Source organism: Streptomyces sp. NPDC004610, assembly GCF_040609715.1.
Lineage (GTDB): Bacteria > Actinomycetota > Actinomycetes > Streptomycetales > Streptomycetaceae > Streptomyces.
In genome coordinates this window covers 66,112-90,635 of sequence record NZ_JBEXLA010000012.1, presented here as the reverse complement: position 1 = coordinate 90,635, position 24,524 = coordinate 66,112, and the positions used below count along the sequence as shown (strand labels likewise).

The 24,524-nt window shown below is 71.9% G+C and carries 16 protein-coding genes; 12 read left to right on the top strand and 4 right to left on the bottom strand.

What is annotated here, in order from left to right; translation table 11 throughout:
* Window positions 1–160: 160 nt before the first annotated feature.
* Window positions 161–685: a DUF6879 family protein gene (locus tag ABZX40_RS15730; protein WP_355742354.1), complete on the top strand. Its 525-nt coding sequence runs from the start codon at window positions 161–163 to the stop codon at window positions 683–685.
* Window positions 686–700: 15 nt separating this feature from the next.
* Here ABZX40_RS15730 and ABZX40_RS15725 read toward each other — a convergent pair whose 3' ends face one another.
* Window positions 701–2,020 (bottom strand): tetratricopeptide repeat protein, encoded by a 1,320-nt coding sequence (locus ABZX40_RS15725; RefSeq protein WP_355741987.1) that lies wholly within the window; start codon window positions 2,018–2,020, stop codon window positions 701–703.
* Window positions 2,021–2,738: 718 nt separating this feature from the next.
* Between ABZX40_RS15725 and ABZX40_RS15720 the strand changes: the two genes are divergently transcribed.
* The 6 genes from ABZX40_RS15720 to ABZX40_RS15695 all read left to right on the top strand — a co-directional run bounded on the left by ABZX40_RS15720 (window position 2,739) and on the right by ABZX40_RS15695 (window position 10,519).
* Entirely contained in the window at window positions 2,739–4,649 is a 1,911-nt protein-coding gene (locus tag ABZX40_RS15720) for a nucleotidyltransferase domain-containing protein (RefSeq protein ID WP_355741984.1), read from the top strand.
* Window positions 4,646–5,764, top strand: coding sequence for a hypothetical protein (locus tag ABZX40_RS15715; RefSeq protein ID WP_355741981.1), 1,119 nt, complete (start codon window positions 4,646–4,648; stop codon window positions 5,762–5,764). Before ABZX40_RS15720 ends, ABZX40_RS15715 begins: the two co-directional genes overlap by 4 nt.
* Window positions 5,745–6,536 carry a 3-oxoacyl-ACP reductase FabG gene (gene fabG, locus ABZX40_RS15710; RefSeq protein ID WP_355741978.1) on the top strand — a complete coding sequence of 264 codons (792 nt, stop codon included), beginning with the start codon at window positions 5,745–5,747 and terminating at the stop codon, window positions 6,534–6,536. The genes ABZX40_RS15715 and fabG overlap by 20 nt, the downstream gene beginning before the upstream one ends.
* A 29-nt stretch (window positions 6,537–6,565) precedes the next feature.
* Complete coding sequence (locus tag ABZX40_RS15705) at window positions 6,566–7,003, top strand: NUDIX domain-containing protein (protein WP_355741975.1); 438 nt, start codon at window positions 6,566–6,568, stop codon at window positions 7,001–7,003.
* A gap of 275 nt (window positions 7,004–7,278) precedes the next feature.
* The gene (locus ABZX40_RS15700) at window positions 7,279–8,277 is read left to right on the top strand and encodes an endonuclease/exonuclease/phosphatase family protein (RefSeq protein WP_355741972.1); all 999 of its coding nucleotides are present in this window, start codon (window positions 7,279–7,281) and stop codon (window positions 8,275–8,277) included.
* A gap of 289 nt (window positions 8,278–8,566) precedes the next feature.
* Window positions 8,567–10,519 carry an FUSC family protein gene (locus ABZX40_RS15695; protein ID WP_355741970.1) on the top strand — a complete coding sequence of 651 codons (1,953 nt, stop codon included), beginning with the start codon at window positions 8,567–8,569 and terminating at the stop codon, window positions 10,517–10,519.
* A gap of 145 nt (window positions 10,520–10,664) precedes the next feature.
* On the opposite strand, the gene snpA is transcribed toward ABZX40_RS15695, so the two are convergent.
* Entirely contained in the window at window positions 10,665–11,354 is a 690-nt protein-coding gene (gene snpA, locus ABZX40_RS15690) for a snapalysin (protein WP_355741967.1), read from the bottom strand.
* A gap of 252 nt (window positions 11,355–11,606) precedes the next feature.
* On the opposite strand from snpA, the gene ABZX40_RS15685 reads away from it, so the two are divergent.
* Window positions 11,607–12,611: a LysR family transcriptional regulator gene (locus ABZX40_RS15685; RefSeq protein WP_355741964.1), complete on the top strand. Its 1,005-nt coding sequence runs from the start codon at window positions 11,607–11,609 to the stop codon at window positions 12,609–12,611.
* Here the strand turns inward: ABZX40_RS15685 and ABZX40_RS15680 are convergent.
* Complete coding sequence (locus ABZX40_RS15680; protein WP_355741961.1) at window positions 12,578–14,647, bottom strand: PhoX family protein; 2,070 nt, start codon at window positions 14,645–14,647, stop codon at window positions 12,578–12,580. The genes ABZX40_RS15685 and ABZX40_RS15680 overlap by 34 nt on opposite strands.
* 525 nt (window positions 14,648–15,172) lie before the next feature.
* Between ABZX40_RS15680 and ABZX40_RS15675 the strand changes: the two genes are divergently transcribed.
* The 3 genes from ABZX40_RS15675 to ABZX40_RS15665 all read left to right on the top strand — a co-directional run bounded on the left by ABZX40_RS15675 (window position 15,173) and on the right by ABZX40_RS15665 (window position 19,975).
* Entirely contained in the window at window positions 15,173–17,623 is a 2,451-nt protein-coding gene (locus tag ABZX40_RS15675; protein WP_355748051.1) for a VWA domain-containing protein, read from the top strand.
* Window positions 17,624–17,774: 151 nt separating this feature from the next.
* Entirely contained in the window at window positions 17,775–19,514 is a 1,740-nt protein-coding gene (metG, locus tag ABZX40_RS15670) for a methionine--tRNA ligase (protein ID WP_355748048.1), read from the top strand.
* A gap of 95 nt (window positions 19,515–19,609) precedes the next feature.
* On the top strand, window positions 19,610–19,975 hold the full coding sequence (locus ABZX40_RS15665; protein ID WP_355748045.1) for a PH domain-containing protein: 366 nt from the start codon (window positions 19,610–19,612) through the stop codon (window positions 19,973–19,975).
* 78 nt (window positions 19,976–20,053) lie between these two features.
* Here the strand turns inward: ABZX40_RS15665 and aspS are convergent, their stop codons facing one another.
* Window positions 20,054–21,817: an aspartate--tRNA ligase gene (gene aspS / locus ABZX40_RS15660; protein ID WP_355748042.1), complete on the bottom strand. Its 1,764-nt coding sequence runs from the start codon at window positions 21,815–21,817 to the stop codon at window positions 20,054–20,056.
* A 258-nt stretch (window positions 21,818–22,075) separates the two neighbouring features.
* Between aspS and ABZX40_RS15655 the strand changes: the two genes are divergently transcribed.
* A complete protein-coding gene (locus ABZX40_RS15655) occupies window positions 22,076–24,289 on the top strand; it encodes a SpoIIE family protein phosphatase (protein WP_355748039.1) in 2,214 nt (737 codons plus the stop codon).
* Window positions 24,290–24,524: the final 235 nt, after the last annotated feature.

Here is a 24,524-nt window from a genome sequence, read left to right as displayed (position 1 = left end):
CGCCATGTCCGCGAGCCGCGCGAGGATCGAGCCGCCGGCCAGCGCCGCAATCACACGCAATCACACGCAATCACCTGGAGAACGAGGCCCGGAGCTGTCTAGCGTCGACCGCACGCCCGTCCCCTCCCGGCCAGAAGGAGCGCCAGGCATGAGCCCCGTCATGCTGTTGTCCGGCGAGAGCTGGAGTCGCCGATTCGAGGAGATCAAACACGAAGCATGGCGTCTCGAAACCCTCCCGCAGTACCTCGTACCCCAGGAAGCCGAGGAGTTCTCGGCCTTCCGAGCAGGGCAACCGCTGGTTCCGTACACCACGTCCGCGTACACCGAACGCGTCTCGCGCCAGCGAAGCGAGGGAAAACACTACGGCCGCGTGCACATCGTGACCCGACCGCTCTCCGCCTACCTGCGCTTCGAGTTCAGCCGCTACTACCAGGTGCACGCCCGGGTGGGCGACCACATTCGCATCCTCGATGTGACCGACCGGCCGAACCCCCTGGAGGGCGTTCAGGACTTCTGGATGTTCGACCGGTCGGAGGTGGTCCTCATGAACTATGAGGCGGACGGGACGCAGATCAACCGCGAGGTGTTCGAGGGGGATGTCTCCCCCTTCATCGAGTACCAGAGCACCGCCATCGCGGAGTCCGTGCCCTTCGAGGAGTACGTGAACGGTGGCCGTCCAGCCTGATCAGTGACGCTGCCGTCAATCGGCGGTGCGGACGGCCCTCTCGCGGAGTTCCTCGGCTTCCGGGACGCCGTCGTAGCGGCGCAGGCGGACGCGCATGTCCTGGAGGGCAGCCCGGACTTTGACGGAGCGGATCCCGTCGGCGCAGTCGAGGAAGTCGCGCCAGGTGGCCATGGCGCCGTCGACGTCGCCTTGGCGGAGGCGGACGCCACCAAGGTCGGCGAGGACGATGGCGCGGGTGCGGCGGCGGTCGAGGCCGTGGATGTCCAGGGCTAGGTGGAGGTGTTCCTCGGCGGCGTCGAGGTCTCCGAGGCGGGAGAGGATCATGCCGGACTCGTGGGCCCAGCGGCCGGGGGAGTAGTGGGCTGCCCAGGAGTCTCCGACCGCAGCGACCGGCTTGCCGATGGCCGCCTCGGACAGAGCGAGGTGCTTGGTGGCCATGCGGCGGTCGTCGTCCTGGGCGGCGGCGTTGGCGAGGGTCGCCTCGTAGTAGGCGACGGCGCGCGGGTTGTCGAGGTTGCGGCCGTAGTCCACGCAGGCTTCGCCGAGCTGGACGGCCTCGGCCCGGTAGCCGAGGTCGACGCACTGCACGGCGAGGCCCCGCAGGGCCGTGGCGGACAGCTCGGGGTCGCCGGCTTCGGCGGCGAGACGGAAGGAGTGGGCGTAGTAGCGCTGGGCGAGGCCGCGGAGTTCGGGGGTGTCGCCTTCGTCCTGGGCCATCCAGCCGGCGAGGTGGACGAGCTGGGAGGCCGCGGCGAACAGGTCGCGGCCGGTGGCCTCGGTGAAACGGCCTTCCAGCCAGGGGGCGACGTCCTGGGTGAGGTAGCGGACGGCCAGGTGGCGGGCGTGGCCGCCGCCGAGTTCGGAGGCGGAGTCGCCGAGTGCCCTGACCATGTGACGTACGGCGGCGACCTCGCCTTGTCCGACTCGGACGGCTCCGGCGGAAGCGGACCTGGTCCGGCGGGCGACGCTGTCCATGTCGGGCAGGCCGAGTGCGGACAGCGCGTATCCGCTGGAGGCGAGCACGAACTCCCGACGTTCCACGTCACTCCTTCCCAGGTGCAGGACTGAGGCAACGGTATCGGCGGGAAGTACCGACGGCATGGGCTCCGCAAGGTTGATCGCCTCGGGGTTCAGCCCCAGCACCTGCGCGATGTAGGGCCACCAGTGGTCGGGAGTGCGCTCTCCCTCGATCCAGCGCCGGGCGTGCTGGCGCTGGAGGCGCCTCGGATCGCCGCTTTCGGCCCGGCCGAGTGCGCGCGCCAACTCCGAGGGCCCCCACCCTCGTTCCTGGCACGCCTGCTTGATCAGATCCGCGACGGCCGGGTTCCTCGGCACCCTGTCACCCTCCCCACCTGGATTACGCGGGATGACGCAGGACTACATCCTCAGCCCTGTCCCGCGAGGGCGGACCGCCGTTGACTGAACATCACCCCGCAGATCTCCGGATGACTCGAACCGGCACCGTTCAGGGCCTGTTGGCACCTGCCCGGACCGGAGAGAGAGGAACCGATGGTGGCGATGACCGCGGACAGCGCACGGACCCGTACGATCCCGCCCTCCCGAGTTCTCGGTGCGGTCCGGCACCCCGCCGTCCGAGAGGTGGGGCGGTGCGCCGAGTCAGTTGTCCGACCCGCCGACGGTCCTGGGCCGGGTGTGGGCGCTCGGCACGGCTGCCGGACTCACGGTGGTCGCCGTCATGGCCTGGCCGGGGCCGAGTACGCGACCGCGCAGGCACCGCCCGCGCATCCGGTGCTCAGCGCCGATGACGTCCCTCCGGCTGACCGGCCGCATGGATCTTCCGGCTCCGGCCTGTCCTCTCGAGCCGGGGCCGGGGTCGGGGCCGAGGTCGGGGCCATGGCCTCGGCCGGGGCCAGGGCCGGGGTCGGGGCCGAGGTCGGGGCCATGGCCTCGGCCGGGGCCAGGGTCGGGGCCGGGGTCGGGGTCGGAGCCCAGCCGCCTCCCGCCGGAGCCCAGTCGCCCTCCCACCGGCGCGCAGGCCCTGCGGACTGCCTCGTCGGCGTACCTGCTCCGCACGACCAGTGAAGGGAAGCCGATGCCCAGCAAGCACGGCAGCGACACGCACCCGCTCCCCGTGTCGGTCGCGTTCAACGGTCCCGACAACACGGGGAAGACCAAGCAGATCGGAATACTCGCCCGGCGCATGGGCCCGGCCGCAACGTCCGCGGGCCCGCTCGACCACCACGACCCGCGCTGGGCGGCGATCAAGGCCGGGGGAATGGCCCGCTGGTGGTTCGAGACCGCCGCGGTCCAGGAGGTCGCCGACGTCCTTGCCACCTCCTACCTGGAGCGCGCCCGGCGCCCGTGCTCCGCGCCGGTACGCCTGCTGGACCGGGGCATCCCCATGCTGGAAGCATCCGTCGCCGCGACGGTCGCCGTACGGGAGGACCTCGGCCCCGCCCAGGCCGCCGACCGCGCCCGGCTGCTGCTGGCCCGGTACGAGGCCGATCTGCGGGCCGCCGAGGAGAGCGAGTACGCCCTTGTCCTCCTGCACTGCGACGACCCCGAGGAAGGCACCCGACGGAGCCTCGCCCACGAGGTGACCGTCACCGACACCTACGCGGCCTACCAGCGCCACCTGCACGAGCAGCTCGGCCGACTCGTCGCCGAAGGGCGCTTCCCGATGTCGATCCGCATCGGTGACCGGCCGACCATCGCCATCCAGGACGAAATCCGCCGGCTCCTGGCACCCCTGCATCCGAACGTCCCCGGCCGGGCCCTTCCCGGAGTACACCTCACCGCGCTGGGTGGCATGTCGGAGAGCGGCAAGAGCACGGCCGGCGAGTACCTGCGTACGCACCACGGGCATGCCCGCCTCAAGATCGGTCACCTCATCGAGGACGCGGCCGGCCGGGCGGGCATCCCCGACCCCTACAGGCTGGGCTCCGTCGTACAGGCCGAGCTGATCGTGGACGCGCTGGACCGCTACTGCCAGGCTCACCACTTCCTCGACTCCGTCACCATCGAGTCGCTGCACGACTTCGACTCGACCGCCGAACTCGCCCGGATGCTCGGCTCCCAGCTCACCATCGCCTACCTGGACGCCTCCGAGACCACCCGCACCCGGCGAGGCCCCGCCGGGGCCCAGGACGTCATCGACCGCGACATCGTCAAGAGCGCACGCGGTGCCGACAAGATCGCCTCCATCGCCCACGAGGTCATCGCCAACGACGGGCCGCGGCTGGAGCTGGAACGCCGACTGGACCGCATCGCGCTCGACCGCCGCTGGCCGGAGCACCGGCCCAGCACCATGCCGGTCAACGCGCTCGGACTGCCCGTTCACCTGGAGTCGTACCTGGCTGCGTTCCTCGACCGCACCACAGGAGCGCCGCATCCGCTGATCGACCTGCTGGCCGTCACCGGCAGCGGCGCCCGGGGCAAGTACCGGCACGGCTGGAGCGACCTCGACGTGTTCGTCGTAGCCGATGCTGCCTCCCTGCACGGGATGCGCCGCATCCTCGCGGAGCTGGAGGCCGAACTCGGCGGGGTCGAGCTCGGCCTGACCGTGCTGACCCGGGCCGAGTGCAGGGCCGGCGCCGTGACCTCCCGGCTCCTCCATGTCCTCGCGCTCATCGGCAGCGGAGCTCTGCTCCCGCTGTGGTCCGCCCCTGACCTGACCCTGCCCGCTCCGGACACCGCCACCGATGTCGACGTGAGCCTGCGCGACGGCATCCAGGCAGCCATCGAGATCCGACGCCAGCTCCTCAAGGGGGCGTCCGACCTCCGCGATCTCTACAAGGTCACCGCACTGCTCGCGAAGATCCAGCTCCGTTTCAGCGGGATCGAGTGCCCCTCCGACGGCGACGCCCTCACGGTGTTCCTCGACGCCGAGCGGCAGGACACGGGCATGGTCACCACAGCCCGTACCGAGCGCTCCGCTGCCGAAACGCTCGCGGGCATGGTCCTCCAAACCTGGTTGGACACCCTGCCGGGGACCGCCCGGTGACCGGGGGCGACCGGCCGCCGCCGGCCTCAGCGGCCACCTTCCACAAGCCTGCGGCGAGCCGAGAGCAGGGCGCCAACGAGGCGAGGGGCTGGGCCCGGCTCGCGCCCCGCATCGCCGTTCCGGCCCTTCACGGGCAGATCCTTCTACCGGACAGGCGGTTCCTTGCCTACGAGGACGTCTTCGCCACCGGCCGCTGCGACCTGCTGATGGGCGATGTCATCGCCCTGGCCGACCGAGACCCGGCCGAGTTGCCCCGCCTGGACCGTTTGGTGGACGGTGTCTGCACCGACCTGCGGGCGGCGGCCGAGGAAACCGGCACACGCGTGCCGCTGGCCGACTGCGTCCCGGACCTCTACCTCGACCGGATCCGCCCCGGTGGCCGACTGGACCGCTGGTACCTGGGCCGCGATCTGCCGATCGCCCTGCCCCACACCGATACGGTCCTCACGCTCCGGGAGCTGGCTGACTTCACCCTCACCGCCAACGGCAGGCACCTGACGCTGAACGTCGTCGGCATCATCGACAGCCTCCGCCACGCCTTGACCCCTGACCGCCGCTGGCTGGCAGGTCTGACCCAGGGCGACCCCACCGAGCCCAACATCGGCGATCCGCTGTGCTGGCTCGACTTCGAGTTCGCCGGTCGCAACACCGCCGTGGGCGAAGCCGCCAACCTGCTCTGGTACTTGATGGCCTTGGGCGGCTGGCTCGTCCCCGACTACCGACCCGACGTCTACGCCCGCACCCTCCGTCTCGCCCTCCCGCCGCAGACCCGCCCCCGCATCGAACACCTGGAGCTCCACGAGAACCGCCGGCACATCGACGTCCGGTACTCCTGGAACACCGGCCCCGGCCGCGGCGCGGCCATCACCCGGGCCCTGCACGGTCTCCGGGGCGAGGGTGGCACCGCACCGGATGAGATCCGCGCCTTCCTCGCCCTGCGCATCCTCGGCGTCATTCCGGCAGCCCGGCTGACCGGACACGACCTCCTGCTCGTGCTGATCAAGCTCGCCGAAAGCCAGGACCGGCTCACGACCCTCGACAGGTTCCTCACCACCACGCAGGTACCTCACCCCAACCCCGGTGAACGGAGCAGCCATGTCCCTGCCCCTGCTTGAGATCCCCCTCCGGGCCCGGCCCCTCCAGGGCCGCAACGCCCTCGTCACCGGTGGAGCCACCGGCATCGGCGCCGAGATCGGACGCGCCCTCGCCGCCGCCGGGGCCACCGTCGCCGTCAACCACCTCGGCCAGGACCCCGACACCCGCGCCCTCCTCGCCGCCTTCGAGCGCGACGGCAGCCCCGGCATCGCGGTGAACACCGACCTGACCGACCCCACCGCCGTTCAGACCATGGCCGACCTCGTCCGCGCCGAGATCGGCCCTGTCGACATCCTCGTCAACAACGCCGGCGCCTATCCCCGTGTCCCCTGGCAGGACACCGACGCAGCCGCCTGGAACCACTCCCTCGACGTGAACCTCACCGCCCACTACCGCACCTGCTACGCCCTGACCCCCGGCATGACCGAACGCCGCTGGGGCCGGATCGTGAACATCGGCAGCGTCAACGCCCGCGCCGGCCGCACCGACCTCGTCGCCTACAGCACCGCGAAGGCGGGCCTCCTGGGTCTGACCCGCTCCCTGGCCCGCGAGCTCGGCCCGTACGGCATCTGCGTCAACACCGTCCTGCCGGGCGCCATCGAGGTGGAAGCCGAAACGGCTATCCCCGCCCACCATCGCACCCGCCCGGAAGACCAGATCAACCGCCAGTGCGTCCCTCGACGCGGACGACCCGAAGACGTGGCGGCCCTGGTGGCGTTCCTCGTCGGCCCGTCCGCGTCGTTCATCACCGGGCAATCCGTCCACGTCGACGGTGGCTGGCTGCTGCACTGAGACGTCAACGAACCAGGAGACAGAGCGAAATGATCGAACGAGTCCGAGCCGTCCTCGTCACCGCGGACGACACGATGCTGGTCATCCGCCGCACCAAGCCCGGAATCCCCGTGTACTGGGTGCTGCCCGGCGGCGGGGTCGAGGAGAGCGACACGTCCCGGGAGGCCGCCCTCCACCGGGAGATCCACGAGGAGATCGCGGGGAGGGCCGACATCGTCCGTCTCCTGCACACGATGGAGTCGGACGAGGAGCGTCAGTTCTTCTATCTCGCCTCCATCGCGACCTGGTCCTTCGAGGACCGCACCGGCCCCGAGTTCAGTGCCGAGGGCCGCGGCGAGTACGCGCTGGAGGAGATCCCGCTGACCTCGGAGGGGCTGGCCCGCATCGACCTCAAGCCCGAGGAGATCGCCCACATCCTGCGGGGCGCCCTCGGCGCCGGCACGCTCGGCACCGGGGCCGTGGTCTAGCCGGGTCCAGCCGTACGACATGCCGAGATGCCACCGGGGCCAACGCCGAGTTGCGTCGGCCCCGGTGGCGTTCAGGAAACTCCGGGCCCAGCGCGACCCATTGCCCGACCACGCGCGTCATCTCCCCGCCGGGCCGGTCACGGACACCGAACGGAGCCTGCGTCCTGTTCCGCGACGACGGCCATCACCCCCTCAGCACCCCAAAGCAACCCCACCCCCCACCCCCACGTCCTCCCCCCGAGAAGAACCCCACGAGCACGAAAGGGGCCCCCGCCGTGGACACCGCCACCACCGCGCCCCCGCCGCACAGCGGCCACGCGCCCGGCGGGCCGCGCCGGGGTCCCCGTCTCGCCCTCGCCGCCCTCCTCCTCGCCCCCGTCACCGTCCTCCTCGGCTTCCGCCTCGCCGATGCCGACGGCGTCACCCCGGTCCCCCAGCTCCTCGCCTTCCTGCCCTGGCTGCTCGCCCCGACCGGTCTCGCGCTGCTGCTCGCGGGGCTCGCCCGGTGGTGGACCGGGGTGGTGTGGGGCGTCGCCCTGCTGGGGCTGCTCGCCTGGTACATCGAGCCGTACGGGAAGGTCGAACGGCCCGGCGGGACGCCCCTCGCCACCTTCCGGGTGCTCACCTCCAACGTCGAGTTCGGCGGCGGCACCGGCGCGCTGATCCGTCTCGTCCGGGACGAGCGGCCGGACCTGGTCTTCGTCCAGGAGTGCGACCGGCACTGCGATGGGCGGCTGCGGGAGGCGCTGCGCGGCAGCCACCCCCACCGCACCGCCGTCGACGGCGAGGGGTCCGCCGGGTCCGTCATCCTCAGCCGGTTCCCCCTCACCCCGGCCGAGCCCCTGCCCGGCACCATGGGCATGCCCGGCGCCGTCGCCGACATCGGCGGGCACGCCGTACGGGTCCAGCTCGCCCACCCCATGCCCCCGCTGCCCGCCGGGCTCGATGTCTGGCGGGAGGAGTTGGACCGTCTCCGGGACTGGGCCCGCGATCACGCCGACGCGCCCGCCATCCTCGCCGGGGACTTCAACGCCTCCCAGGACCACGCCGCCTTCCGGCGCATCCTGGACGCCGGGATGACCGACGCCGCCCGGCTCACCGGCCACGACCGCACCCCCACCTGGCCCGCCCGCACCGCGCCCCCGCTCGGCGCGCAGATCGACCACGTCCTGGTCTCCCGCGACTTCTCCGCCCGCACCACCCGCTTCCTGGACCCGCCAGGAACGGACCACCGGGCGATCCTGACCGAGCTGACCCTCCACGGGAGGGAGTAACGCCCCTCCCACCGGCCCCGACCGCAGCAAGGCCATCGCGGCCATCGCCTACCCCAGGGTCATGGCAGAGCCCAGGGCCACCGGCCACCCCAGAGCCATCGCCGCACCCAGAACCACCGCCGCCCGAGAACCACCGGCCACCCCAAAGTCACCGCCGCCCCCCAGGTCCACCGACCGCCCCAAAGCCCCCTCCGCCCCCAGCCGCCATAGCCCGCCCCCCTCCCCCCTCCCCCCTACGAACGGAAACCGCTCCCCCCACCCCCCACCCACCCCATGCCCATAATGACCCATGCCTCCCCAACCCCCCATCAGCCGCGGCAGCCTCACCCCTCCCGACTGGCTGGTCCGGAATCTGACGCCGCAGCAGGCGCCGGTCAACCGGCCCGCCGTCGCCCGTGCCGCCGTCGCCATGACGCTGCCGCTGGCCGTCGGGCTGGCGGTGGGGCAGCCCGCCTATGGGGCGCTCGCCTCCATGGGCGCGCTGTCGGGGGTCATCGGCGACACCGCCGACGCCTACCGGATGCGGATCCTGAACATCGCCATCCCGCAGCTCTTCGGCGCGATCGGCGTCACCCTCGGATCGCTGGTCTACGGGCACGGCTGGTTCACCGTCGCCGCCCTCACCGCCATCGCCCTCGTCTCCGGGATGATCTCCTCCATCGGCGCCGTCGCCTCCGTCTCCGGGCTGCTTCTGCTGCTCAACGCCGTCATCGGGGCGGGGCTGCCGATGCCGGGGCCCTGGTGGGCCGCGCCGCTGCTCATGACCGGCGGCGGACTGCTCGTCCTGCTGCTCGCGCTGATCGCCTGGCCGCTGCGCTCCGGCGTCCCCGAACGCACCGCCGTCGCCGACACCTACCGCTCGGTCGCCGCACTCCTCGCCACCAGCGGCGCCGACGGCTACGAGGACGCCCGCCACACCGCCACCCAGTCCCTCAACCAGGCGTACGACCTGGTCCTCGGCCACCGCACCCGGCACCACGGCCGCAGCGCCGACCTCACCCGGCTGATCGCCCAGCTCAACGCCATCACCCCGGTCATCGAGGCCGCCCCCGCCGCCCATCTCTCCGGCACCCCGCTGCCGCCCGAGATCCCGTCCGCCGCCCGGCATCTCGCCGACGCCGTCGAGACCGGCTACCGCGGCCCGATAGGGCTGGTGCTGCCCGAACCCCGCACCGAGACCGCCCGCGCCCTCGACCACGCCCTGCGGCACGCCGCCGAGGTCGTCACCTCCCCCGATGTCGACCCCTACGGGAACGGCGGCATGGGCGACGGACTCGGCCGCCCCGCCGGGCCACGGGTACGGGCCGCCCGCGCCGCCCGCGCCGTCGTCCTCTCCGCCGGCTCCTGGCGCTACGGGCTGCGCCTCGCCCTGTGCATCGGCATCGCCCAGGCCCTGGTCTCGCTCGTCCCCGTGCCCCGCTCCTACTGGGTCGCCCTGACCATCACCTTCGTCCTCAAGCCCGACTTCGGCTCGGTGTTCTCCCGGGCGCTGCTGCGCGCGCTCGGCACGGTCGCCGGGCTGGTCGTCGCGGCGGCGGTGCTCTCCGAGGTGCCGCGCGGCTGGTGGGACGTACCGGTGATGCTGGTGCTGGCCCCGCTGATCCCCGCCCTCACTCCCCGGGGGTACGGGTATCAGACCGCCGCCATCACCCCGGTGATCCTGCTGCTGTCCGACGCCCTCAACCGCGAGGGCACCGGCCTGCTGCTGCCCCGGCTGCTGGACTCCCTCATGGGCTGCGCCATCGCGCTGATCGCCGGGTATCTGCTCTGGCCGGAGAGCTGGCACACCCGCGTCGGCGCCCGGGTCGCGGACGCCGTCGCCGACAGCGCGGGCTATGTCGAGGCCGCCTTCGGCAGCCACACCGACCCCGCCGCCCGCGCCCGGATGCGCCGCCGCCTCTACCGCGATCTGTCCGTCGTCCGTACGGAGTTCCAGCGCGCGCTGACCGAACCGCCGCCCACCGGACGCCGGGCCGCCGCCTGGTGGCCGCTGGTCGTCGCCGTGGAGCGGATCGTGGACGCCACGACCGCCGCCCGGGTCCGCGTCAAGCACGGCGCCGACCCGCCCGCCCCGGCGGAGGTCGAGCAGATCGCCCGGCAACTGCGCGAACTGTCCGAGGGACTGCGGGAGGTGGAGGTGCTGTTCCCGGTCCGGACGGATCTCACCGGACCGGCGGGCAGTGTGCTGGAGCCGCTGCGCCAGGAGGTCGCCGCCGCCCGCGCGATCACCTCCCCCCGCTAGCCGCCGCACCGCAACCGGATACGGCCCGCCCCGTGCAGGGGGCGGGCCGTATCGGGTGGGGGGCTGCCGGGGAAGAAGTCGGTCGTACTGCGACGGAACGTCGTATCGCGGCGGATCGGAGGGCCGGCCGTCGGCCCCCGGCCTCCTAGCGGCTCTTCTCCAGCACCTTGTCCATGGCCGCGGCCAGGCCGTTGGCCCACAGCCGCTCCACGCGGGCCCGCTCATTGGCGTTGGGGAGGGCGTTGGTGCAGGAGGTGCCGGGGCCGCCGCCCGACATCAGCTCGCTGCACGGGCCCGAGTAGTTGTCGGGCAGACCGAGGACGTGACCCGTCTCGTGGGAGGTCACCCGGGTCGAGTTGTACTGCTGATTCTGGCGGTAGTCGAGGAATATGTAGCCTCTGCCGTGCCCGTCGGTGGAGGCGTAGGAGCCGCGCGGGTCATTGCCCTCGCGGTAGCTGAAGTTGGCCGGCGAGCCCTGCCGCAGCTGGACATTGGCGACGGAGCTGTTCCAGATCTGGGTGGAGCGGGCGATCTGCGCGGCGAAGGTGGGGGCGCGCGAGGCGTCGTAGGTGACGGTGACCGCCGCGGCCGACTTCGGGTTGGCGGCCCGCTGCTCGGCGACGGACTTCAGCACCGCCTCGAAGAAGGCGCGGCTGGCGTCCGACTCGGCGGACTTGGCGAGGAAGTGGGCGGTGGCCGCGGTGCTCCCGGTGTCCAGCGGGGCGGGGGCCGCCGCCGCGGGAGCCGTCAGACCGAACCCGGCGGTCGCGATCCCGAGAGCGAGGACCACCACGGTACGGGAGAGAGAGGACGAACGAGGGGACTGGATACGCATCGAAGACTCCTTGGTGGGGGTGAGTCGTTCAACACGAGAGTTTCCGGGCCTGTGGGGCCGCTGTGATGATGTCAGCAGGTGATAGGACCGCCCTATCAGGCGGGCACCGGCCTATCGGGCGGGCACTGGCCTATCGGGCGGGCACCGGCCTATCGGGCGCGCACCGGCCTGGCCCTGGATCCCAATTGACCGCCGTTGCGGGGGATTTGTACGTCTGGTGCAACCCCGGCTTCCGCCTTAGCCTCCACGGGCATGGAGCTTGAGGTGAGACACCTCCGCGCGCTGTGTGCCATAGCCGACACGGGCAGTCTGCACCGGGCCGCCCGCCAGCTGGGCGTCGCCCAGCCGTCGCTGAGCACCCAGTTGCGGCGGATCGAGCAGGAGCTGGGCGGTGCCCTGTTCGTGCGGGCGAGATCCGGCTGCCGCCCCACCCCGCTGGGTCGGCTGGTGCTGAGCCGGGCCCGGCCGCTGGTGGCCGAGATGCGCTCCCTGGTCGCCGAGACGCGGGCCGCCGCGGCGGGCGGTGCCGAACTGCGGATCGGCTCGACCGCCAGCAAGGCCCTGAGCGGCTGGCTGCGCCGACTGCGCGGCCAGGGCCAGGACCCCACCCTCCAGATGAACGTCTCGCCGAACGCCCTGCTGCGGATGGTCGCCGACGGCCAGCTCGGCATCGCGTTCGTGCACGAGGTGGAGGGCTGCCCGCTGCGGATCCCGCCGGAGCTGCGACTGCGGGTGCTGGTGGAGCGCGAACCGCAGTTCGTGTCGCTGCCCGCCGATCATCCGGCGGCGGCGAAGACCGCGGTCGACCCGCGTGACCTGGCCGGGGACCGCTGGATGATCGACTCGTCGGTGGACGGCGAGTGGGACGCCGTGCAGCGGATGTTCCGGGCCGCCGGGGTCAGCCCGCTGGTCCAGCACGGCGATTACCACACCGCCGGCGCGCTGGTCGCCACCGGCGAGGTGGTCACCGTCTGCCAACCGACCGCGTCCAGCCCCGATATGGCCGTACGGAGGCTGCACGGCGACCCGATCGGGGTGCGGCTGCTGATCGCGGCCCGTACGGAGACGGAGCTGGACGGGGTCTTCCCCGCGCTGGAGGAGGCGTACTGGGAGGTCGCCCGGCTGGCCCCGGCGTACCGGGAGTGGCTGGAACACGACGACGCCGTACCACGGATGGCGGCGACGACGGTCCCAGCCCTGCCCCCGGATGTACTGCGGCTGGCTCAGACGCCGATGTCCTTGCCGTCGGTGCGGTAGACCGCGACGACCGCCGGGCGGTTGAGCCTGCCGGGTCCGTCGGGCCAGGCGCTCAGCGGGTTCTCCGCGGAGGCTCCGTCCAGCTCGCCCGGGTGCTGTACGGCGACCAGCACCCGCCGGTCCTGGATGATCGGACCGCAGGTCTCGGCGCCCTTGGGCACGGTGAGGAACTGCTTCAGCTCGCCCTTGCGGTCACCGCGGGTGGCGACGCCGAAGAGGCCGTCGTGGGAGCCGAGCTGGGCGCCGTCGGTGGAGATCCACAGATTGCCGTGGTCGTCGAAGGCCACGTTGTCCGGGCAGGAGATCGGCGACACCTTCTCCTTCGGGAACCCGGCGAAGTAGGTCGCGGGGTCCTTGGGGTCACCGGCGACCAGGAACAGCGTCCAGGCGAAGCGGGTGGAGTCGGCCCGGTTCCAGCGCTCGGTCAGCTCCAGGATGTGCCCGTGCTTGTTGGCGTTGCGCGGGTTGGCCTCGTCCGCCTTGGCGTTGGTGCCGATGCCGCGGTTGCTGTTGTTGGTGAGGGCGACGTAGACCTTGCCGGAGTGCGGGTTGGGCTCGACGTCCTCGGGGCGGTCCATCTTCGTGGCGCCGACCTTGTCGCCCGCGAGCCGGGTGAAGACGAACACCTCGTCGGCGGTCATGCCCTCGACGTGCGAGACGGCGCCCTTGCCGGTGGCGGTGGCCAGCGGCACCCACTCCCCCGACCCGTCGAACTCACCGTCGGCCGGCAGCTTGCCGGTGCCGTCGATCTCGATGGCCGGCGAGTCACCGGTGAGCTTGGCGACATAGAGCGTGCCCTCGTCCAGCAGCGAGAGATTGTGCTCGCGCACGCTCCGCCCGCCGCCCTTCTTCATCCGCTTGCTGCCGACGAACTTGTAGAAGTAGTCGAAGCGCTCGTCGTCACCGGAGTAGACGACCGGACGGCCGTCGTCCGTCAGCCGGACGGTGGCGCCCTCATGCTTGAAGCGGCCCAGTGCGGTGTGCTTGCGGGGGGTGGAGTCCGGGTCGCTCGGGTCCAGCTCGACCACATAGCCGAAGCGGTGCGGCTCGTTGGGCTCCTGGGCGACGTCGAAGCGCCGGTCGAAACGCTCCCACTTGCGCTCGCTGGCGGCGGTGCCGAGGCCGTAGCGCCTGTCGTTGGGGCGGGTGGCGTTGGCGAAGTACTGGTTGAAGTTCTCCTCGCCGTGCAGCGTGGTGCCCCAGGGGGTGACCCCGCCCGCGCAGTTGTTCAGGGTGCCGAGGACCTTGGTGCCGGTGGGGTCGGCGGAGGTGCGCAGCAGCGGCGACCCGGCGGCGGGCCCGGTCACCCGGAACTCGCTGGTGGCGGTGATCCGCCGGTTCAGCGGATGCCGCGGAACGACGCTGAGTTTCCCGCTCCTCCCCTCCTCCTCCACCACGACGGCCGTCAGCCCGTGCGCGGCCCAGGCGATCTCCACCTGCTCGCGGGTCGGGTTGGCGGAGTCGTAGCCACGGAACATGAGCACCTCGTCGGTGTACTCATGGTTGGCGACGAGAATCTGCCGGCCGCGCTCGCCCGGCACGGGCAGCAGGGCGAGGAAGTCGTTGTTGTACCCGAACTGCCCGGCCTGCGCCTTGGCGGTCTGCTTGTCCGGGTCGAAGGCGGGAGCGCCACGCAGAATGGGCTCACCCCAGCGGATGACGACATTCTGCCGGTACCCGTCCGGGATGGTCACGGCGTCATGGGTGTTCGGCGCGACGGGGGTGAACCGCAGCCCCTTGGCCGCCTTGTCCTTCCCCCAGCCCCACCCGTCGGCGGGCGCGGCCTGCGCCTGAGGCGCGACCGCCGTCGACACGGCCGTCCCGGCGGCAGCGGCTGCGGTGACGACCGCGGCGGCCCGCATCACGGTACGGCGGCTCAGCGCGGTGGCGATGACATCGCCGACGTACGGATTGGCGGTGGTATTGGGCACCTCGTGGAAACAGGCGTCCCCACAGCGGAAGCGGCACGTGAGTGCGGCGCGACCACCGGGGTGCGAGTCGTTGGAGGTTTTGATGATGGGCAACTGCATACGCACGTGGTTCTCCCCTTGCTTCCCCTTTTATCCAGCGTGACGGACGGTAGGAGCACGTTTGTGCGGGAGCGGAGCCGACGCATGAACGGCGAGTGAAGTAAAGGTATCCGAGCGACGGGTGACGCTAGGCGCGTAGATCAGTCACATATATGGCCGACATTTCCATGTCGATATGGGGGTGGTGGGGGGTGGCGCGGGGGGTGCGGGGGGGGTGTGCGGGGGGGTGTGCGGGGGGGTGTGCGGGGGGGTGCGGGTGGATGCGGCATGGGTGCGCTACGGGTGCGGGCGCGGGCACGGGCGGCGGACGCGAGCGCAGGGGTGGGCACGAGCATGGGCACGGGGGCACGGGCACCGGCACCGGCACCGGCACCGGCACCGGCACCGGCATGGATACCCGGCGCCGGGCAGCGGTCCGGGTGGGGCGGCCCACCCGATCCCTCCCCAAGATCACCCCATCGGGCCGCTAACCTTACGTGTCCGTCCTGGCCAGGGATCTACGGGCATCAACTCACGCGAAGGGTTGCGCACATGGGCATTCTCACTCTCCTGCGGAACGCATTCGGCCGCTCACGCAGAGCGCGATCCGCCGAGCCGGAGGGTGCGGGTACGCCCGCGACGAGCACCCTGGCGCCTCCGGCGGAGGAGCCGGACGCGACGGCGACTGCGGGCGCCGCGACGACGGCGGCGGCGGGCGGCGCCGGGGCGGAGACCTCGGCGGAAGCGGGCGGGGAGGGGAGCGCGGGAGCGGAGTCGCGGACCCGGACGCAGACTCAGGCCCCGGCGCAGACACCGACGATCCCGTCCCCGTCCCCGGAACCGACGCCGGTCCAGGTCCCGGAACCCCGGTCGTCCTCCCCGCAGGCGCACGACCTGGTGTCGGCGGCGTTCGACAACATCACGGTCCCAAGGCCGGCGGAGCCGGTGGGGGGAGAGGGCGCGGGGGAGCCGCGGGGGGCTGAGGCCGCGGGGGCCGCGGCGACGCTGGTCGCGGGTGAGGCGGAGGGGTCGACGCCGGTCGCGGACGGGCCGGAGGGCTCAACGCCGGTCACGGCTGAGCCGGAGGATTCGGCGCCGGTCGCGGACGGGCCGGAGGGGTCGACGCCGGTCGCGGACGGGCCGGAGTCGGTCTCCGACAAGGCGGAGGAGTCCGCACCGGAGGCTGCCGAGGCGGAGGAATCCGCACCGATCACGGCTGAGGCGGAGGAATCGACGCCCGTCGCCGACGAGGCGGAGGGGTCCGCCCCGGAGGCTGCCGAGGCGGAGGAGTCCACGCCGGTCACGGCTGAGCCGGAGGAATCGACGCCCGTCGCCGCCGGGCCGGAGGGGTCGACGCCGGTCACGGCTGAGCCGGAGTCGGTCTCCGACAAGGCGGAGGAGTCCGCACCGGAGGCTACTGAGCCGGAGGAATCCGCACCGGTCGCGGCTGAGCCGGAGGAATCGACGCCCGTCGCCGCCGGGCCGGAAGGCTCGGAGTCGATCGCCGACGAGGCAGAGGAATCCGCACCGGAGGCTGCCGAGCCGGAGGAGTCCACCCCGGTCACAGCTGAGGCGGAGGAATCGGCACCGGTCACCACCGAGCCTGAGCAGCCCGAGGCTGAGCCCGAGCCGTCGGAGGCAAAGGCTGATGCAGCCGAGCCACTCACCGAGCCCGAGCCCGAGCCCGAACCCACCGAGGCAAAGACTGACGCCGAGAAGGTGGACGAGCCAGTAGCCGAGCCCGTCGAGCCGACGGCCGAGGCGGAGCCCGCCCCGGTCGAACCGAAGCCCCAGACCGAACCGGAGACGGCCACCACCGAGCCCCAGCCCGAGCCCCAGCCCGAACCCGAGCCCGAACCCGAGCCCGTCGCCACAGTGGCCGCCGAGCCGGAGCCCCCCGCCACCGAGGCAACCCCCGAGGTCAAGGAGCCGGAAGCCGCCGAAGAGCCGCTGCCCCCGGCCATCGAGCCCGTCGCCGAAGAGCCGCTGCCCCCGGCAACCGAAGAGCCCGTCGCCGAAGACCCGCCGCCCTCGGCAACCGAAGTGCCCGAAGCCGAGGAGCCGGTCGCCAAGGAGCCCACCCCCGAAGCCGCACAGCCGACCCCCACCCCCGAAGCAACCGCCCCGGCGGAGCCGACCCCCACCCCCGAGGCCACGCCTACGCACCCGACCCCCGAAGCCGCGCAGCCAACCCCCACCCCCGAAGCAACCCCCCCGGCGCAGCCGACCCCCACCCCCGAAGCCACGCCCACGCCCCCCACCCCCGAAGCGGCGCAGCCAACCCCCACCCCCGACCCCGCAGCCGCCCACCGCGCCCCCGCCCCCCAGGGCCCACCCGCACCTGACAACGAAACCCGCACGGGTGGTGCGGGTGGGAAAACATCCGGCGACGGCGGAGCCGAGCCGCTCACCCCCACCACCATCTACCTCGCCCTCGACCGCTCCGCGAGCATGCGCCCGTACTACAAGGACGGCTCCGCCCAAGCCCTCGCCACCCAGACCTACGCCCTCGCCGCCACCCTCACCCTCACCACCCACCCCCACCTCCCCCCGGCGGAGCCGACCCCCACCGTCCACGTCGTCTTCTACTCCACCGAACTCGACGGCACCACCGACCTCACCCCCACCGACCACCACACCAAGATCGACGAGGTCCACCCCACCCTCGGCCGCATGGGCCGCACCAGTTACCACGTGGCCGTGGAAGAAATCCTGACCCACTACGACAAGTCCGGCACCACCCACCCCGCCCTCGTCGTCTTCCAGACCGACGGCGCCCCGGACGCCAAGACCCCCGCGACCCAGGCCCTGACCGCCGCCGCGAAGTCGCACCCCCAGATCCATTTCTCCTTCGTCGCGTTCGGCGACCCGGAGAACAAGGCGTTCGACTACCTCCGCAAGCTGAAGACCCCGAACACCTCCTATTTCCTGGCCGGCGAGACCCCCCTGGAACTCACCGACAAGGAAGTCCACGAGGGCATCCTCAAGGACTGGCGTCCCTGACCCCCGCACCCGCGCACCCACACCCCAGGCCGCCCCTTCTCCCTCCCTTCTCCCCCCGAAAACGAGAAGCGGGCGGCCCACCCCTGTCGGCTACGATTTGAAGGTTGATTGATTCACCAGCACAGAACCCAACCCACCTGGAGCAGCCGCGATGGCTCGACACCTCATCACCAGCGCCCTTCCGTACATCAACGGGATCAAGCACCTGGGCAACATGGTGGGGTCCATGCTCCCGGCCGACGTCTACGCCCGCTACCTCCGCCAGCGCGGCCACGACGTCCTCTACATCTGCGCGACCGACGAGCACGGCACGCCCGCCGAACTCGCGGCGAAGGAGCAGGGCCTCCCCGTCGACGAGTTCTGCGCGCAGGCGCATGACGCCCAGAAGGCGGTCTACGACGGCTTCGCCCTCGCCTTCGACTACTTCGGCCGCAGCTCGTCCCCCCAGAACCGCGAGATCACCCAGCACTTCGCCCGCCGGCTGAACGAGAACGGCTTCATCGAGGAGCGGGCGATCCGCCAGGTGTACTCCCCGACCGACGGCCGCTTCCTCCCGGACCGCTATGTCGTCGGCACCTGCCCCCACTGCGGCTACGACAAGGCCCGCGGCGACCAGTGCGAGAACTGCACCCGCGTGCTGGACCCGACCGATCTGATCGACCCGCGCTCGGCGATCTCCGGCTCCACGGACCTGGAGGTCCGCGAGACCAAGCATCTCTTCCTCCTCCAGTCGAAGCTCCAGCACGAGGTGGAGGAGTGGGTGGCCGCGCACGAGGCGGACTGGCCGCAGCTCGCCTCCTCCATCGCCCGCAAGTGGCTGACCGAGGGCCTGCACGACCGCGCGATCACCCGCGACCTGGACTGGGGCGTCCCCGTCCCGGCGGACACCTGGCCGGAGCTGGCGGCCGAGGGCAAGGTCTTCTACGTCTGGTTCGACGCCCCGATCGAGTACATCGGCGCGACGAAGGAATGGTCGGACCAGGCCCCCGAGGACGAGACCCGTGACTGGAAGTCCTGGTGGTACGAGGCCGACACCGGCCCCGACCCGGTCCGCTACACGGAGTTCATGGCGAAGGACAACGTCCCCTTCCACACGGTGATGTTCCCGGCGACGGAGCTGGGCGTCCGTGAGCCCTGGAAGAAGGTCGACTACGTCAAGGCGTTCAACTGGCTGACGTACTACGGCGGCAAGTTCTCCACGTCCCAGAAGCGGGGCGTCTTCACGGACCAGGCCCTCGCCATCCTCCCGGCCGACTACTGGCGCTACTTCCTGATCGCCAACGCCCCGGAGTCGGACGACTCGTCCTTCACCTGGGAGCACTTCACGGCGACGGTGAACAAGGACCTGGCGGACACCCTCGGCAACTTCGTGAACCGGGTGCTGTCCTTCTCCAGGAAGCGCTTCGGCGAGGAGGTCCCGGCGGGCGGCGAGCCCGGCGAGGCGGAGACGAAGCTCGGCGAGGAGATCGCCCGGCTCCTGGCGGACTACGAGACCCAGCTCGAAGCCCTCCAGTTCCGCAAGGCGGCGGCGGCGCTGCGCGCGCTGTGGTCGGCGGGCAACTCCTATCTGGAGGAGAAGGCCCCCTGGCTGGAGATCAAGACCGACCAGCCGGGCGCGGCCCTCACCCTGCGTACCGCGATGAATCTGATCCACCTCTACGCGGTGGTCTCGGAGCCGGTCATCCCGTCGGTGGCGGCGGAGATGCGCGCGGCGTTCACCCTGCCCGGTGACGACGCGACCTGGGTGACGCCCGCCGAGGCGCGTTCGCTGACCACCCTCCCGCCCGGCACCCCCTTCCGGGTCCCCCCGGTCCTGTTCGCCAAGCTGACGGACGACGACCTGGAGACCTACAAGGAGCGCTTCGGCGGCGAGCCCACCGAAGCCGCCTGACAACGGGGTCCCACCGATCCACCGTCCCCCATGGCCAAACCCCCCACCGTCAAGGTATACATTCCGGACGATCATTCAAGTGGGGGGATACCACCATGGCGCTCTTCGGTAACGCGCATGCCATAGACCCGGCCCAGGCCGCCCAGGACTACACCCGGCTCCTGGGCCAGGGCGAGCAGGTGCACGCCGCGTACCAGCTGATCCGCGACACCATCCTGTTCACCGACCGCCGTCTCATCCTGGTCGACAAGCAGGGCATCACCGGCAAGAAGGTCGAGTACCACTCGATCCCGTACCGCAGCATCACCCACTTCGCGGTGGAGACGGCCGGTACGTTCGACCTCGACGCGGAGCTGAAGATCTGGGTCTCGGGTTCCCCGACCCCGGTCCAGAAGACGTTCACGAAGGGCGTCGACATCTACGAGGTCCAGGCCATCCTGACCCAGTTCGTCGCCCGCTGAGCCGGCGCAGCACACGGCACGCAGCACAACGCCCCGCACCCGGCGTGAGCCGGGGCGGGGCGTTCGCGTGCGCGCGCCCTACTTCGGCTGCGGCTTGCGCACCGAAAGGTGCAGTTCCCTCAGCCGTGTCTCGTCCAGCTCCGTCGGGGCGCCCATCAGCAGGTCCTGCGCGTTGCCGTTGAGGGGGAACGCGATGGTCTCGCGGATGTTGGGCTCGTCGGCGAGGAGCATGACGATCCGGTCGACGCCGGGGGCGATGCCGCCGTGCGGCGGGGCGCCGAAGCGGAAGGCGCGGAGCATCCCGGCGAACTTCTCCTCCACCGTGTCCCGCTCGTAGCCCGCGATCTCGAACGCCTTGAGCATGATCTCGGGCTCGTGGTTGCGGATCGCGCCGGAGGACAGTTCGACGCCGTTGCAGACGATGTCGTACTGCCAGCCGAGGATGTCCAGCGGGTCCTGGGTCTGGAGGGCCTCCAGGCCGCCCTGGGGCATGGAGAAGGGGTTGTGGGAGAAGTCGATCGCGCCGCTCTCCTCGTCCTTCTCGTACATCGGGAAGTCCACGATCCAGCAGAAGCGGAAGACGTTCTCCTCGAAGTGGCCGGCGCGCTTGGCCGCCTCCACCCGGACCGCGCCCATGATCTTGGAGACTTCCTCGAAGTCGCCCGCGCCGAAGAAGACCGCGTGCCCGGCGGCGAGGCCGAGGCGCTCGGTGAGGACCTTGACGTTCTCCTCGGTGAGGAACTTCGCGATCGGGCCGGACAGCGCGCCGTCCGCGCCGACCCGCACCCAGGCCAGGCCCTTCGCGCCCTGGGCGATGGCGTACTCGCCGAGCTGGTCGAAGAACTTGCGGGGCTGGTCCTGCACGGCGGGCACCGGCAGCGCCCGGACATGCTTGCCCGCGAACGCCTTGAACTCCGAGCCCTCGAAGACATCGGTGATGTCGACCAGCTCCAGCTGCGCCCGAAGGTCCGGCTTGTCGGAGCCGTACTTCAGCATCGCCTCGCGGAACGGGATGCGGGGGAAGGGGGAGGTGACAGGGCGACCGCCGCCGAACTCCTCGAAGAGTTCCGTCATCAGCCGCTCGATGGGCTGGAAGACATCCTCCTGCTCCACGAAGGACATCTCGACGTCGAGCTGGTAGAACTCGCCCGGCGAGCGGTCCGCGCGGGCGTCCTCGTCGCGGAAGCAGGGCGCGATCTGGAAGTAGCGGTCGAAGCCGGAGATCATCAGCAGCTGCTTGAACTGCTGCGGCGCCTGCGGGAGGGCGTAGAACCGGCCCGGGTTCAGCCGGGACGGGACGACGAAGTCGCGGGCGCCCTCGGGGGAGGTCGCCGACAGGATCGGCGTCGCCATCTCGTTGAAGCCCAGCGCGGTCATCTTGTGCCGGATGGCCGAGATGACCGCCGTCCGCAGCATGATGTTGCGGTGCATCCGCTCGCGGCGCAGGTCGAGGAAGCGGTACTCCAGACGCCGCTCCTCGTTCACCCCGTCCTCGGCGTTGATGGTGAAGGGCAGCGGCTGGGCGGCGCCGAGCAGCTCGACCTCGCCGACCTCGACCTCGACCTCACCGGTCGGCAGGTCCGGGTTCACGTTCTCGGCGCCCCGGGAGACGACCTGGCCGTCGATCCGGACCGTGGATTCCTTGGAGACCCCGTCGAGGGCCTCGTAGGCGGGGGTGCCGGGGCGGGCCACCAGCTGCGTGATGCCGTAGTGATCGCGCAGATCGATGAAGAGGATGCCGCCCAGGTCGCGCCGATTGTGCAGCCAGCCACTGAGTCGGACGTCGGTGCCGACGTCAGAGGATCGCAGCTCGCCGCAGGTGTGGGACCTGTACCGATGCATCGTCGTTCATCCAGCCTTCGCTGATCGGGTGTATTCGGATGGAGAGTGAGGTGAGGGTGGTGGAGGGCTTTGTTTCACTGTGTTTCACGTGAAACGTCGCCCCAGGGTGCCCCCAGGGTACCGGCCGCCCGCACCGCCCTTCCCCTGCATTACGGCCCCGGGACCCGGCCGGCGGGACGCCCCCGTACGACCGTGCCGTACGACACTGCCGTACGGCATCGGTGGCACTGTTCGATCGGCTGTTCTTACAGTGGGGCAATGCGCACTGGTGAGCCCCTGCCGGCAGTGGGGCAGGTTCTCGCCGCCCTCGCGACCGGGTTGTGGCACTGGGACACCTCGATCGGGCAGGTCACGGTGGATGCCGAGGCCGCCCGGCTGCTCGGGCTGCCCGCGGAGCCGACCGTCCTCACCGAGGCCCAGGTCAGAGCCCGGCTGCACCCCGTGGACTGGAACGAGATCACCGGGGTGGTGCAGCTCGCGGTCGCCGAGAACACCCTCGCCGAGGTCCGGATCCGGGTGATGGACGAGCGGGGCCGGATCATCCGGATCGTCCGCAGCCGCTCCAAGCCGTCCTTCGACCCGGAGAAGCGGGCGTACGAGCTGATCGGGACGCTTCAGGAGGTCGCGGAGCCCACCCCGGGCACCCCGGCCGGGCGGCGGGCCGTCACCGGGGACTGGCGGCGTTCGCGGGAGGCGTTTCTGCTGGACGCGGGGCGGGCGCTGGCCGAGGCCCGGTCCACGGCCGAGGTGCTGCGGGTGGCCGCCGGGCTGTCGATGCCGGGGTTCACCCCGGACGGGCTCGCGGTGTTCGGGGTGGAGGCCGACCGGCTGACGATCGTCGGCCATCATGGCCAGCAGCCCGGCGACGAGGATCCCTTCTCGCACATGTCCCTGGCCACCGACTATCCGGCCGCCGAGGTCTGCCGCACCGGCCGGGCGGTCTATCTCTCCTCGCCCGAGCAGTACAAGTCCCGCTACCCGGTCACCTGGCCCCTCGCGGCGGGCTTCGGCCGCCAGTCCTGGGCGTTTCTCCCGCTGACGGTCGCCGGACGGACCATGGGCGCCTGGATGGCGGCCTTCGCCTACCCGGTCGCCTTCAACCCGGACGAGCGGTCGGTGCTGACGACGGTCGCCCGGATGCTGGCCCAGGCGCTGGCCCGGGCCGGGGTCGCCGAGTCCGAGCGGGAACTGACCGACGGCCTCCAGCGCTCCATGCTGCCGACGCTCGGCCCGAAGATCCCCGGGATGACGGTCGCCGCCCGCTATGTCCCCACCGGCGGCGGCCTCCAGGTCGGCGGCGACTGGTACGACGTGATCCCGCTGCCCGGCGAGGGACGCCGGTTCGCCCTGGTCATCGGGGACGTCCAGGGCCATGACGTACGCGCCGCCGGGCTGATGGGCCAGCTCCGCACCGCGCTGCGCGCCTACGCCTCCGAGGGCCACCGCCCGGACGCGGTCCTCTCCCGCGCCTCCCGTTTCCTGCACGGCATCGGCTCCCACCACGACGAGTCCGGCGACGACCCGCGCTTCGCGACCTGTCTGTATGTCGAGACCGACCCGGCGACCGGCGTCCTGGACGTCGCCCGCGCGGGCCATCCCGACCCGGCGATCCGGATGGCGGACGGAACCGTGCTGCGGCGGGCCACCTCGGGCGGGCTGCCGCTGGGCATCGACCCCGACGCCGACTATCCGACGACCACCTTCGCGCTCCAGCCCGGCGAGACGCTGGCGCTGTGCACGGACGGGCTGATCGAGACCGGCGGCCATGACCTGGACACCGGCTGGCAGCGGATCCGGGCGACCCTGGAGGCGCACACCGGCGATCTGGAGACCCTGGCGGACGCCCTGGTCCAGGCGGTGCACGGGCCGTCCTCGCACCACAGCACCGGCCCGCTGGCCGACCGCCGCGAGGACGACATCGCCGTCCTGCTGCTGCACCGGCTGGGCGACGCCCCCGGGCACGGCGGCCCGACGGCCGTCCTCACCCCGGTCCGGCGGACCATGCTGACGGTCGCGCAGGCCGAGCCGGAGCGGATCGCGGTGGCCCGGCAGCAGCTGCGGGAACTGCTGCACGACTGGGCGTCGGCGGACCAGATCGACTCCACCGTCCTGCTGGTCTCCGAGCTGCTGACCAATGTCCTGGTGCACACCGACACCGATGCCCTGCTGGTCGCCGAGATCAGCGGGGAGCCCGGTGAGCGGCGGCTGCGGGTGGAGGTCACGGACGCGGGCGACGACCTCCCGCACAAGCGCCGCCCCGGGGAGCTGGCCTCCTCCGGCCGGGGCCTGGTGCTGATCGAGCTGCTGGCGCACGCCTGGGGCGTCGATCCGCGGGGCGAGGGCAAGAGCATCTGGTTCGAGCTGCGCGAGGCCGAGGGGGCGACCGGCATCGAGGTCGGCGCCTCCCCCGTCGACGCCGACCTCCTCGCCCTGGCGGTGGACGACTACGACCTCCCGGACGAGGTCGGCTGACGGGGGCGGGTTCCCGGGCGGGGTCGGCTGACGGGGGGCGGGTTCCCGGACGAGGTCGGCTGACGGGGCGCGACTTCCCGGACAGGGTCGGCTGACGGGGCGCGGGATCCCGGACGAGGTCGGCTGACGGGGCGCGGGATCCCGGACGAGGTCGGCTGACGGGGCGCGACTTCCCGGACAGGGTCGGCTGACGGGGCGCGGGATCCCGGACGAGGTCGGCTGACGGGGCGCGGGA

Excerpts from the sequence above, each read along its gene's own strand:
- snpA (WP_355741967.1), bottom strand. The coding sequence starts at position 11,354 with ATGCGTATCCAGTCCCCTCGTTCGTCCTCTCTCTCCCGTACCGTGGTG.
- aspS (WP_355748042.1), bottom strand. The coding sequence starts at position 21,817 with ATGCATCGGTACAGGTCCCACACCTGCGGCGAGCTGCGATCCTCTGAC.
- fabG (WP_355741978.1), top strand. The coding sequence starts at position 5,745 with ATGTCCCTGCCCCTGCTTGAGATCCCCCTCCGGGCCCGGCCCCTCCAG.
- ABZX40_RS15665 (WP_355748045.1), top strand. The coding sequence starts at position 19,610 with ATGGCGCTCTTCGGTAACGCGCATGCCATAGACCCGGCCCAGGCCGCC.
- ABZX40_RS15705 (WP_355741975.1), top strand. The coding sequence starts at position 6,566 with ATGATCGAACGAGTCCGAGCCGTCCTCGTCACCGCGGACGACACGATG.
- ABZX40_RS15730 (WP_355742354.1), top strand. The coding sequence starts at position 161 with ATGCTGTTGTCCGGCGAGAGCTGGAGTCGCCGATTCGAGGAGATCAAA.
- metG (WP_355748048.1), top strand. The coding sequence starts at position 17,775 with ATGGCTCGACACCTCATCACCAGCGCCCTTCCGTACATCAACGGGATC.
- ABZX40_RS15695 (WP_355741970.1), top strand. The coding sequence starts at position 8,567 with ATGCCTCCCCAACCCCCCATCAGCCGCGGCAGCCTCACCCCTCCCGAC.
- ABZX40_RS15685 (WP_355741964.1), top strand. The coding sequence starts at position 11,607 with ATGGAGCTTGAGGTGAGACACCTCCGCGCGCTGTGTGCCATAGCCGAC.
- ABZX40_RS15675 (WP_355748051.1), top strand. The coding sequence starts at position 15,173 with ATGGGCATTCTCACTCTCCTGCGGAACGCATTCGGCCGCTCACGCAGA.
- ABZX40_RS15720 (WP_355741984.1), top strand. The coding sequence starts at position 2,739 with ATGCCCAGCAAGCACGGCAGCGACACGCACCCGCTCCCCGTGTCGGTC.
- ABZX40_RS15655 (WP_355748039.1), top strand. The coding sequence starts at position 22,076 with ATGCGCACTGGTGAGCCCCTGCCGGCAGTGGGGCAGGTTCTCGCCGCC.